The following is a 12,274-nucleotide window of genomic DNA, read 5'->3' as shown; positions in this document are numbered from 1 at the left end:
CTTACCATTTGCATTGCTTATAACTTTAAGCAATAAGGCTTACATAATTTTTTTAATGTATTTCATGCCATTATCCACCAATTACACAACTGCCTTTTTGAATAGCTCTATAATTTCTATTTTAGTTAACTGCTGAGGAAGGCATTCTAACAAGATTTCATTTTTTACTTTATAAACTATATCTTGCCTGTTTCCATTTAAAAATTCTATTTAAATTTTCTCTTTCTTGCAGCTTCTGATTTCAACTTTTTCTTAACGCTTGGTTTCTCATAGTGTTCTCTTTTTCTTACTTCTCCAAGCACTCCACTTCTTGCGCACTTTTTCTTAAACCTTCTTAAAGCATTCTCAATTGTCTCGTCTGCTCCAACTTTAATTTCTGACATCATTATCCCTCCCTCCGCTAGCTCAATTCAATTTAAAAGCAGCTAATGCGGGGCCTAAATAGCACTTTTTTTATTATACAACACACTTTTACATTATGTCAACATTTTCATTGCTGTTTTGTTATATATAATAGATTATATATAACATATTATTGAAAAATTAGTTATATGTTAGCCAGGTGGCCACTGAAGAATTCTCCCACCCAATAAATGGAAATGTATGTGCTGAACGGTTTGACCACCTTGCTTCCCACAATTGGTAACAATTCTATATCCACTTTCAGCAATCCCTAATGTCCGTGCAATTTCCTTAGCAACTATAAATATATGCCCTATTATTTCTGATTCGTCCTCTTTTAAGCAATTTAAGTCAGCAAAATGCTGCTTAGGAATAATTATAACATGTACTGGTGCCTCAGGGCTTATGTCCTTAAATCCTATAACCTTTTCATCTTCATAAACCATTTCACAAGGGATTTGCTTTTTTACTATTTTACAAAAAATACAATCTTCCTTTTCCACATAATCACCTCCTTGCATAACCTAGTTATAATATACTATTCAACATAAAACTTTATTATCCTGCTACATATATTTATTACTTTCAAATTATTGTAATTCTTGCACTTCTCCAATTATACGATCACCCCTACATTCCATGAGTTTAGTCATATGAAATTCGCCCTCCATACTATGCGCATTCTTCACAATAACCTTTATGTAGTTATCAGTGTAACCTTCAAATTCATCTGGATTTTTGTCAGATTTTTGTTCGTATAAAACACTCATACATTTGCCATCAAATTTTTCTATATATTTCTTTTCTAGCGCATTGTTAAGTGTAATAAGCGCGCGGCTTCTATCTTCTTTTATATTCCCATCAATCTGATCTTTTATTTGCGCAGCTTTAGTTCCTTTTCTTGGACTATACTTGAAAATATGCATTTTTGTTAATTCTAAGTCCTTTAAAAATGCATAGGTTTCATTAAATTCTTCTCGCGTTTCCCCAGGGAAGCCTACAATTACATCAGTAGTTATAGCTATTCCCTCAATGTTTCGCCTTAGGCTTTCTACTACCGTTTTATACTCCTGTGCTGAATACTTTCTATTCATTCTTTTAAGGGTTTCGTCACATCCACTTTGCAGTGAAAGATGAAAATGATGGCATAGTTTCGTAAGCGACTTTATTTTTTTAATAACTTCCTCTGTAAAAAATTCTGGATCTATTGAACCTATTCTTATCCTCTTAATACCAGGAATCTTATCTACTTCCTCTAAAATCCTCACTAAATTCCAGTTGCCTTCTAAATCTAACCCAAAAGAGGCTATATGAATACCCGACAAAAGAATTTCTTTGAAGCCATTTGCAGCTAATTCATAGACTTCTGATATGATTTTATCAGGTGATTTACTACACACTGCTCCTCTAGCGTAAGGTATTAAGCAATAAGAACAAAATCTATTGCACCCATCTTGAATTTTTATAAATGCTCTAGTCCTATGTTTATACTCTTTAATATTTAATTCCTCAAACACCTTGTTTTTTAAAACATCGCTAACTTCCACAACCTGTTTTGCCTCTTCTCTTGATCTATTAACCCAATAAACAATATCACCTTTATTTCGGCTACCTAGAACTACATCAACACCTTCAATGCTCGCTACTTCAGCCGAGGCTATCTGTGCATAACATCCCACCACTGCAATAATAGCTTCAGAATTCTTTCTTCTAGCTTTTCTTATCATTTTTCTCGATTTTTTGTCACCCATATTAGTAACAGTACAAGTATTAATAACATACACGTCTGAAACCTCATAAAATTCCGCTACTTCATATCCTTCTCTAATGAATTTCTCTATCATTGCTTCTGATTCATACTGATTTACCCTACATCCTAAGGTAGCGATTGCAACTTTCATTACATAATTCCTCCCAAATCTCCCAGTTCATACATTATAAGGCTTAAACATGTAAAACCTGCAGTTTCAGTTCTAAGTATTCTCGGTCCCAATGTAACAATCCTTGCTCCTATTTCTTTAAGTTTTAATATTTCACTTTCTTCAAATCCACCCTCTGGCCCTATGACAATAGCAACTTTATTAATATGTATTTTTTCTATGTTTGATACTATTTTTTTTATACCATAGCCCTCTTCATTTTCATAGGGAACCACTACTAAATCCATATGCTTTAATTCTTGTAATAAGTTATCAAATTCTATAGGAATATTAATTTGAGGCACCAGACTTCTCTTGCACTGCTTGCAGGCTTCAAGTGCTATCCTATTCCATCTATCTACCTTTTTAAACTCCTTAAGGTCAGTTTTAACTACTACTCTATCTGTAATTATAGGTGTTATTGCTTTAACCCCGAGTTCCGTATTTTTTTGAACTATTAAATCCATTTTTGTTGATTTAGGCATACCTTGAAATAAGTATACTTCAATAGGACTTTCATTATTTATAGGATTTTCTTCTAATAGATTTATATTTACTACCTTTTTATCTATAAAAGTTATTTCACCTACATACTCTTTACCTTCACAGTTATTAACACTTACCTTTTCACCGATTTGAAGCCTTAATACCTTATATATATGTTTTACATCTTCACCATCTATAACAGCATTGCTTCCATCTATACTATTTTTTGGTACAAAAAATTTATGCATTATTTATTCTCCTTAAGCCTCGGTACATTCAAATAAATATACTGGTCTATTTTCATGCACCTTATTTTGCTATAACTTTGCAACTATGCAAACCCATTCACCCTCTATATTTACCTCTTCAATTTTAAATCCACACTCAGTTAACTTATTTATTACCTCATCTTTTTTACTTAAAATTATCCCTGAAGATATAAAATATCCACCTTCTACTATAAATGCCTTAACTTGCTGCGTCAAAAATATAATTATATCCGCCATTATATTAGCTATAACTATATTCGCTTTTCCTTTAACAACTTCCATTAAGTCTCCGTATAATATTTCAATGTTATCTATATCATTGTAGCTAACATTTTGTTTTGCAGAGTCTACTGCTACTGGATCCAAATCAACGCCTATAGTCTTTTTAGCTCCAAGCTTAGCCGCAGCAATAGCTAATATCCCAGAACCTGTTCCTATATCAAAAACTGTTGAGTTAGCGTCCACGTGCCTCTCAAGTGCCTTTATACACATTCTAGTAGTCTCATGAGATCCAGTTCCAAAAGCCATACCTGGGTCTAGTTCTACAATTATTTCATCAGTATTTTTATTGTATTCTTCCCATATAGGCTTAATAACTATCTTTTCTCCTACCTTTATTGGTTTATAATACTTTTTCCAGTTATTTTCCCAATCCTCTTCATTTACCTTTTCTGCCGTTACAGATCCAGCGCCTTTGTCTAATCCACACTTTGGTAAATTATTTACCCCTATTTTAATTTCTTCTAAGTGCTTTTCAAATTTTTCATCTTTTTTATAGTATCCCTTAATTACAACTCCACTCTTTGTATCTATAATAGTTTCATCAAAATAGTCCCAATCTGTAGTATGATCCCGTCTAAAAATCAAATCTAAAGGATCTAAAATAGATACCCCTTCAACTCCCGTATTGTATAGCATTTCAGATACAGCTTCAACAGCCTCACTACTTGTTATTATAGTTACTTCAATCCAATCTTTATTCATTATTAATCTCCTTATTTATAATAAAAAACTCCGTTTTACAAAACGGAGTTTTTTATTGTTATTTGCCAAATATTTTATCTACAATAGACTTTTTATTTTCTTCAAAAAAATCTACATTCTCGCCACTAGCTTCCATAAATAGTTTTAAAGCTTCCTTTTGCTTATCATTCATAGCTTTTGGAATATCAACAATAACCTTTACGTATTGATCTCCTCTTCCATGTCCGTTTACTCTAGGTATTCCCTTACCCTTAAGTCTAAATACAGTCCCAGATTGTGTTCCTCCTGGAACTTTGTATTTAACGTCTCCATCAACGGTTGGCACTTTAATTTCAGTGCCAATAGATGCATACCCAAAGCTTATATGAGATTCTATATGAATATCATTTCCATTCCTCTTAAAACTTTTATGAGGAGCTACTCTAATATTTATATACAAATCTCCTGATGGGCCACCCTTTTCACCCTGTTCCCCTTGACCTCTTAGAGGCATAACATTTCCAGTATCAACTCCACCTGGAACATCAATTTTAATTTTCTTATTTTTTCTCTGTTTTCCAGAACCATGACAAGTTTTACATGGCTCAGAAATTATTTGACCCTTGCCACCACACTTATCACAAGTGCTCATGCTAGCAAAGCTTCCAAAGGCAGTGTTTCTCTGTACTTTTATCTGCCCAGCTCCCCCACATTTATCACATGTTTTAGGCGAAGTACCGGCTTTAGCACCACTACCACTGCAATCCCCACATTTCTCATTTCTTGTAATGGATATCTCTTTTTCTATCCCAAAAACAGCCTCTTCAAAACGCAGGTTTAGATTATACTCTAAATCTGCACCTTTTTTAGGTCCATTCTGATTTCTTGAAGAGAATCCTCCACCTCCAAATATGTCGCCAAATATATCTCCAAACCCACCAAATCCAGAAAAATCAGAGCTGCCTCCAAATCCTGCTCCATTTGCATCAGCTGTACCATATTGATCATATCTTGATCTTTTCTCTGAATCAGATAAAACTTGGTATGCTTCATTCATTTCTTTGAATTTTTCTTCCGCCGCTTTATTATCTGGGTTTCTATCTGGATGATACTTTAATGCACCCTTTTTAAAAGCTTTCTTAACTTCTTCTTCACTGGCACCTCTTTCTATGCCAAGAGTTTCATAATAATCTTTTTTTGACATCTAGCTTTTCACCACCTAAAATATATATACTTCTATATTATAACCTAATCTCTAATACAAAGTAATCCTTAAAATAAGGGAAGGGTAATTACCCATCCCTTATTTTAATTGATTTTACTAATTATTTATCTTATTTTTTTTCATCTTCTTCTACTTTAAAGTCAGCATCTACTACATTATCATCTTGATGAGCATTTCCATCTGCGTTAGTTTCGCCTGGGTTTGCTCCTTGCTCTTTTGCTACTTCTGCTTCTGCTTGATATATTTTTGTAGTTACTGCATAGAAAGCCTCAGTTAATTCTTCAGTAGATTTCTTTATAGCTGCTATATCTTCTCCATCTTTAACTTTTTTAAGAGCTTCTAATTTAGCATCAATATCTTTTTTATCATCTTCTGTTACTTTTTCTCCAAGTTCAGTTAAGCTTTTTTCAGTTTGGTATACTAACTGTTCTGCATTGTTCTTAACTTCAATTTCTTCTTTTCTAGTTTTGTCTTCTTCTGCAAATTTTTCTGCTTCTTTTACTGCTTTATCAATTTCATCATCGCTTAAATTAGTTGATGCTGTGATTGTTATCTTAGCTTCTTTTCCTGTTCCTTTATCCTTAGCTGATACATTAACTATACCGTTAGCATCTATATCAAAAGTAACCTCTATTTGTGGGATTCCTCTTGGTGCTGCAGCAATTCCTGAAAGAGTAACTCTTCCTAAAGTCTTGTTACCTGCAGCCATTTGTCTCTCACCTTGAACAATGTTAATTTCAACTGATGTTTGACCATCTGCAGCTGTTGAGAATACTTGACTCTTTTTAGCAGGAATCGTAGTATTTCTTTCAATTAAAGGAGTAGCTATTCCACCTAAAGTTTCAATTCCTAGTGTTAATGGAGTTACGTCAAGAAGTAAAACATCTTTAACTTCCCCACTTAATACTCCCGCTTGAACTGCTGCTCCGAGTGCTACACATTCATCTGGATTTACTCCCTTTGAAGGATCTTTTCCAGTAAAGTTTTTAACTGCTTCTTGAACTGCTGGTGTTCTTGTTGAACCACCTACAAGTACAATTTTATCTATTTCATTAAGTGATAACCCTGCATCTGCAAGTGCTTTTTTCATTGGTTCTATTGTAGCATTAACTAAATCATGAGTTAACTCATTAAATTTAGCTCTTGTTAAATTTATATCTATATGCTTTGGACCTGTTGCATCTGCAGTAATAAATGGTAGGTTAACATTTGTTTGCATTGAAGATGATAATTCAATTTTAGCTTTTTCAGCAGCTTCTTTTAATCTTTGAAGTGCCATTTTATCATTTCTTAAATCTATTCCATTATCCGCTTTAAAAGTGTCAGCTATGTGATTCATAACCTTTTCGTCAAAGTCATCTCCACCAAGTTTAGTGTTACCATTAGTTGATTTAACTTCGAATAAACCATCACCAAGTTCTAATATAGATACATCAAATGTACCGCCACCTAAATCATATACTAATATTTTTTGGTTAACATCCATTTTATCTAAACCATAAGCTAGAGCTGCAGCTGTTGGTTCATTTATTATTCTCTTAACTTCAAGTCCAGCTATTTTTCCTGCGTCTTTTGTTGCTTGTCTTTGGCTATCATTGAAATAAGCAGGTACAGTTATTACAGCTTCTGTAACTGTTTCTCCTAAATAAGCTTCAGCATCAGCTTTTATTTTTTGTAGAATATACGCTGAAATTTCTTGTGGTGTGTGTGATTTTCCATCAATATCTACTTTATGATTAGAACCCATTTCTCTTTTAATTGACATTATTGTTTTATCTGGGTTCGTAATTGCTTGTCTCTTTGCTACTTGACCTACTAATCTTTCTCCATCAGCTTGGAATGAAACTACAGATGGTGTAGTTCTTGCACCTTCTGAATTAGAAATTACTACGGGTTCTCCACCCTCCATAACTGCTATACATGAATTTGTTGTACCTAAATCTATTCCTATTATTTTTCCCATTATTATTTCCTCCTCATATTCCTTTTAGACCATAACAATTATAATTGTTATAATTCTTATATTTTCTATTATATTTTTTTATAATATGAATCTTTAATTTGCAACTTTAACCATACTATGCCTTAATACCTTGTTTTCTTTCTTATAACCTTTTTGGAATACTTCTACTATTTCATTAGTTCCATACTGTTCATCTTCAATATGCATTACCGCATTATGAAGATTTGGGTCAAATTCACCTTCTGAGACTAATTCTTCTACTCCTAATTTAGTAAAGGCATCATTAAATTGTCTTACCGTCATCTCCACACCGACTCTTAGATCTTCCCCAGCTCCTTCAACAGAAAGTGCTCTTTCTAAGTTATCAAGTACTGGTAAAACTTCTTTTAAAACATCGGCGCAAGCATCTGTGTATATACCACGTTTCTCTTTTACTGTTCTTTTTCTAAAGTTCTCATATTCAGCAGATGTCCTTAAATATTTATCTTTAAACTCATCTAGCTCACTCTGTAATTTCTTGTTTTCTTCTTCTAATTTTTTCTTATTTTTTTTCATATCTTTTTCTTTTTCACTTTCTAAAAGTTCTTCAGCTTCTTCTACTATTTCAGCTTCTTCTACTATTTCAACTTCTTCTGCAGTTTCCTCTATAGAACCCTTTGTCTCTTTCATAGTACTTTGACTTTCGCCAGTTTCATCAACTGAGCTTGAAGCCCCATTATTAGGTATTGATGTGTTTTCCTCTTTTAAATCTTCTTTTAAAATTTCCTGATTATTTGTATTCACTAAATCATTCCTCCATTTCTGGCTCAAAGTAAATCTTTAAATTTAAAACTTTATATATGATCATCATAAATTTGAGCTATATTATCATTTAATTCTTTAACTATTTCAGTTAATACAGATATAACTTTTCCATAAGGTATTCTTGTTGGGCCTATAACGCCAATAGATCCGAGTGGTATTCCGGACGCGCTATAAACAGCTGTTATAATGCTGCATTCACGAGCACATTCAACAAAATTTTCTCCACCAATTTTAATTGTAATATTACCTGTAATGTCCCCTACTCCTAGCAAACTATTTATACTCTCTTTATTGTCTACTAAAACTAAGAACTCACGAGCTTTGGTAATATTATTATATTCTGGGTAGTTAAATATATTTGCAGCACCCTGAATATATACTTCCGAAGCTTCAATACCAGACAAACTATCATATAAAGCTGGAATAATTCCATCAAAAATTTCTTGATAAAATGCTAAATCTCTTTTTAAATTATTAATAACTTCTAAATTTATTTGTTCAATTGTAAGCTTTCTTAATCTAAAATTAAGTAAATTGTTAAGTTTTTCAATGCTATCGCTACCAATAGGTTTCTTAATCTTAATAACATTATTTTTGATGATACCACTGTCTGTAATAATTACAAACAAAATACTCCCAGCATCTAGATTCATTAGCTGAATATATTTTATACAGCTCTTTTGAACAGATGGTGCCTTAACTATAGATGTAAGATTTGTAAGAAGAGAAAGCACTTGTGTTGCTTGCTTAACAATTTTATCAACCTCATATAAAGCAACATTAATAAGGTGATTTTTGATCATATATTCTTCCTCATTGGATAATTTTGTTAACTCCATAAGTCTATCAACATATAATCTATAGCCCTTATCTGATGGTTTTCTACCAGATGATGTATGCAACTGTTCTATATATCCCATCTCTTCGAGGTCTGACATTTCATTTCTTATAGTAGCTGGACTAATACCTAAATCATACTTTTTAGCTATGGTTCTGGATCCAACAGGCTCACCATTATTTATATAATCTGTAATTATAGCCTGAAGTATTTTAATTTTTCTTTCATCCATTTCCATAATACCACCTCTTTTATTAGCACTCACTACCGTTGAGTGCTAACGAGTATGTATTAAAAGTATCATTTGCTAATGTATTTGTCAATAACCTTAATTTTTTAATTTAGCCATTATATATTGATTATATTGATTCAAATTGAGTATGCTACGTTTTCCTTCGATTTCCTGATGTACTGTAATATTAACAACTTAAGAACGAAATTTATAGTAATGTATTTATAGAAGAAATTCTGCCATAATCACATTAGATATTTCAATACCTTCATAAGTTAAAAAAACATTGTTTTCATTTTCCTCCATGAACCCATTGCTTACATATTTATTTATTACTTCCCTATAAACACTATCTATATCTTTGTCAAATCTTTTCCTAAATTCACTTTTGCTTATGCCTACATTCTTTCTAAGACCCATAAACATAAACTCTTCCATATCATCTTTAAATGAATTTTTTGTTTTTTCCACTATTGCACAACAATCAACATTTATTTTCTTAATATATTTTTCTATATTTTCTTCATTTCTATACCTAACCCCATCACTATATGAATGAGAGGCAGCTCCACATCCAATATATTCGCTCATTTCCCAATATGCTAAATTGTGTCTACATGACTTATCGTTTTTTGCGAAATTTGAAATTTCATATTGTATATACCCTTTCTCTCCCAAATATTCTATTGTCTGTGCATACATAGTTCGCTCTATTTCCTCATCCGGAAGATTTAATGTGCCTTCTTCAAATCTTTTATAAAAAGCTGTTCCCTCTTCCACTATTAGACTATAGCAAGATAAATGCTCTGGATTAAGGTTAGTTACATTCTCTAAGGTCTCTATCCACTGCTTAAGCGTTTGAGACGGAAGTCCAAACATTAAATCTACATTGATATTATCAAACCCTAGATTTCTAGCCATTTGAAAACTTTGTTTAAAATCTTCAATAGTATGGATTCTACCCAGCTGTTTAAGCAAGGAGTCTTGAAAGGCTTGAAGTCCAATGCTGATCCTATTTACTCCCATTTTTTTTAAAAAGTTTAATATTTCACTCGTAAAAGTCCCGGGATTTCCTTCCACGGTAAACTCTAAATCATCACACATATCCAACCTACCAATACTTTTCCCTATCATTTCCCAGCCTGCTAAAGATAAATAGGTGGGAGTTCCCCCACCTATAAATATAGTTTTTATTTTTTTATCTCTTATACTATTTATTTCTTTTGCTAGAGCTGCGGCATAATCAAGCATACAATCCTCTTTACTAGCAAATGACGGAAAATCACAATATAAACACTTCTGCTTGCAAAAAGGAATATGTATGTACAACGCAACATTCTTCATAGTTTAAGCCTCACTTTATTCCTAATCTACTTTAAGTATAGCCATAAATGCTTCTTGTGGAACCTCTACGCTTCCCACTTGTCTCATTCTCTTTTTACCTTCTTTTTGTTTCGATAATAATTTTTTCTTTCTTGAAATATCTCCACCATAGCATTTGGCTAAAACATCTTTTCTAAGTGCCTTTACAGTTTCTCTTGCGATTACCTTTGAGTTTATAGATGCTTGTATTGGTATTTCAAACATTTGTCTTGGTATAAGCTCTTTCAGTTTTTCAGCCATAATTCTTCCTCTATGGTAAGCTCTTTCCTCCGGAACAATCATAGATAGAGCATCTACTTTATCCCCCTTAAGTAAAATATCTAGTTTTACGAGCTGAGTCGTGGTATAATCCTTAAATTCATAATCAAAAGATGCATATCCTTTTGTTCTTGATTTTAAGGCATCGAAAAAGTCGTATACTATTTCATTAAGAGGCATGTCATAATTGAGCACTACTCTAGTGGTTTCTATATATTTCATATCAATATATACGCCTCTTTTTTCTTGACATAACTCCATAACTGATCCTAAATATTCTGATGGTGTTATGATAGACGCTTTAACTACTGGCTCTTCCATATAACTAATTTCTGTTGGTTCTGGAAGATTTGTAGGATTTGTTATTTCTATTAATTCTCCATTAGTTTTCATTACTTTATATATAACTGATGGAGCTGTCGTAATGATTTCTAAATTAAATTCTCTTTCTATTCTTTCTTGTATTATCTCCATATGAAGAAGACCTAAGAATCCACATCTAAATCCAAAACCTAAAGCAATAGATGTCTCTGGTTCAAACCCTAACGCTGCATCATTTAACTGAAGCCTTTCTAGTGCCTCTTTTAATTCTCCATATCTAGCACCATCTACCGGATAAATACCACTAAACACCATAGGTACTGCTGGTTTATATCCCTTAAGTGGCTTAGACGCCGGCCTTGCTGCTTCTGTTATTGTATCTCCAACTCGTGCATCCCTAACATTTTTTATAGATGCTGTTATGTATCCAACATCCCCAGCACTTAGCTGCGATACTGGAAGATAGTTCGGAACAAATACTCCAACTTCTACTACATCATATATCTTATTAGTATTCATTAGTTTAATCTTTGTTCCTGTTTTAATAATTCCATCTTTGATTCTTACATAACATACAACACCTTTATAACTATCATATGAAGAATCAAAAATTAAAGCTTTGAGTGGTGCTTCTTCATCTCCACTAGGAGGTGAAATCTTTTTTACTACAGCTTCTAGAACATCTTCTATATTAAGCCCAGTTTTCGCCGAGATTAGAGGAGCATCCTGAGCTTCAATACCTATTACGTCCTCAATTTCCTGAATTACCTCGCTTGGTCTTGCACTAGGAAGATCTATCTTGTTTATAACTGGTGCAATGTCAAGGTTGTTGTCCAAAGCAAGGTAGCAGTTTGCTAAAGTCTGAGCTTGAATCCCTTGTGATGCATCTACTACAAGCACTGCACCTTCACAAGCAGCTAAGCTCCTTGAAACCTCATAGTTAAAATCTACATGTCCTGGAGTATCTATAAGATTGAATATGTATTCTTCTCCATTCTCGCTTTTGTAAACGAGCCTTGCTGGTTGAGATTTAATAGTAATACCTCTTTCTCTTTCGAGGTCCATATTATCAAGTACTTGTTCTTCCATTTCCCTTTTAGTTAAAGTGCCTGTCTTTTCTAATAATCGATCTGCAAGAGTAGACTTGCCGTGATCAATATGTGCAACTATCGAAAAGTTTCTTATGTATTTTTGTCTATTACTCTGCATTA

General features: G+C 32.9%; 11 protein-coding genes. All 11 read right to left on the bottom strand.

From position 1 onward, the window contains the following. Positions 1 to 206 precede the first annotated feature (206 nt). Entirely contained in the window at positions 207 to 383 is a 177-nt protein-coding gene (gene rpsU / locus ACWJJ7_RS18020) for a 30S ribosomal protein S21 (RefSeq protein ID WP_165413737.1), read from the bottom strand. Positions 384 to 554: 171 nt separating this feature from the next. Next, complete coding sequence (locus ACWJJ7_RS18015) at positions 555 to 905, bottom strand: histidine triad nucleotide-binding protein (RefSeq protein WP_462963311.1); 351 nt, start codon at positions 903 to 905, stop codon at positions 555 to 557. Between the two features lie 87 nt (positions 906 to 992). Continuing rightward, on the bottom strand, positions 993 to 2,303 hold the full coding sequence (gene mtaB, locus ACWJJ7_RS18010; RefSeq protein WP_462963310.1) for a tRNA (N(6)-L-threonylcarbamoyladenosine(37)-C(2))-methylthiotransferase MtaB: 1,311 nt from the start codon (positions 2,301 to 2,303) through the stop codon (positions 993 to 995). Continuing rightward, complete coding sequence (locus tag ACWJJ7_RS18005) at positions 2,303 to 3,055, bottom strand: 16S rRNA (uracil(1498)-N(3))-methyltransferase (RefSeq protein ID WP_462963309.1); 753 nt, start codon at positions 3,053 to 3,055, stop codon at positions 2,303 to 2,305. The genes mtaB and ACWJJ7_RS18005 overlap by 1 nt, the downstream gene beginning before the upstream one ends. A gap of 69 nt (positions 3,056 to 3,124) precedes the next feature. After that, positions 3,125 to 4,060, bottom strand: coding sequence for a 50S ribosomal protein L11 methyltransferase (prmA, locus tag ACWJJ7_RS18000; protein ID WP_462963308.1), 936 nt, complete (start codon positions 4,058 to 4,060; stop codon positions 3,125 to 3,127). A 58-nt stretch (positions 4,061 to 4,118) separates the two neighbouring features. Then, positions 4,119 to 5,243 (bottom strand): molecular chaperone DnaJ, encoded by a 1,125-nt coding sequence (gene dnaJ / locus ACWJJ7_RS17995; protein ID WP_462963307.1) that lies wholly within the window; start codon positions 5,241 to 5,243, stop codon positions 4,119 to 4,121. Positions 5,244 to 5,373: 130 nt separating this feature from the next. Beyond that, entirely contained in the window at positions 5,374 to 7,227 is a 1,854-nt protein-coding gene (gene dnaK, locus ACWJJ7_RS17990) for a molecular chaperone DnaK (protein WP_462963306.1), read from the bottom strand. Positions 7,228 to 7,320: 93 nt separating this feature from the next. Then, positions 7,321 to 7,953: a nucleotide exchange factor GrpE gene (grpE, locus tag ACWJJ7_RS17985; protein WP_462965041.1), complete on the bottom strand. Its 633-nt coding sequence runs from the start codon at positions 7,951 to 7,953 to the stop codon at positions 7,321 to 7,323. Positions 7,954 to 8,060: 107 nt separating this feature from the next. Beyond that, entirely contained in the window at positions 8,061 to 9,107 is a 1,047-nt protein-coding gene (hrcA, locus tag ACWJJ7_RS17980; protein WP_462963305.1) for a heat-inducible transcriptional repressor HrcA, read from the bottom strand. A 216-nt stretch (positions 9,108 to 9,323) separates the two neighbouring features. Next, positions 9,324 to 10,445, bottom strand: coding sequence for a radical SAM family heme chaperone HemW (gene hemW / locus ACWJJ7_RS17975; RefSeq protein ID WP_462963304.1), 1,122 nt, complete (start codon positions 10,443 to 10,445; stop codon positions 9,324 to 9,326). 21 nt (positions 10,446 to 10,466) lie between these two features. Next, a complete protein-coding gene (gene lepA / locus ACWJJ7_RS17970) occupies positions 10,467 to 12,272 on the bottom strand; it encodes a translation elongation factor 4 (protein ID WP_462963303.1) in 1,806 nt (601 codons plus the stop codon). Between the last annotated feature and the right edge of the window lie 2 nt (positions 12,273 to 12,274).

The sequence above is a fragment of the Clostridium sp. CM042 genome (assembly GCF_055080995.1).
This window is presented reverse-complemented; position numbering and strand designations above follow the sequence as displayed.

Coding starts and splice junctions, on each gene's coding strand:
- rpsU (WP_165413737.1), bottom strand. CDS start 383: ATGTCAGAAATTAAAGTTGGAGCAGACGAGACAATTGAGAATGCTTTA.
- mtaB (WP_462963310.1), bottom strand. CDS start 2,303: ATGAAAGTTGCAATCGCTACCTTAGGATGTAGGGTAAATCAGTATGAA.
- ACWJJ7_RS18005 (WP_462963309.1), bottom strand. CDS start 3,055: ATGCATAAATTTTTTGTACCAAAAAATAGTATAGATGGAAGCAATGCT.
- prmA (WP_462963308.1), bottom strand. CDS start 4,060: ATGAATAAAGATTGGATTGAAGTAACTATAATAACAAGTAGTGAGGCT.
- dnaJ (WP_462963307.1), bottom strand. CDS start 5,243: ATGTCAAAAAAAGATTATTATGAAACTCTTGGCATAGAAAGAGGTGCC.
- dnaK (WP_462963306.1), bottom strand. CDS start 7,227: ATGGGAAAAATAATAGGAATAGATTTAGGTACAACAAATTCATGTATA.
- hrcA (WP_462963305.1), bottom strand. CDS start 9,107: ATGGAAATGGATGAAAGAAAAATTAAAATACTTCAGGCTATAATTACA.
- hemW (WP_462963304.1), bottom strand. CDS start 10,445: ATGAAGAATGTTGCGTTGTACATACATATTCCTTTTTGCAAGCAGAAG.
- lepA (WP_462963303.1), bottom strand. CDS start 12,272: ATGCAGAGTAATAGACAAAAATACATAAGAAACTTTTCGATAGTTGCA.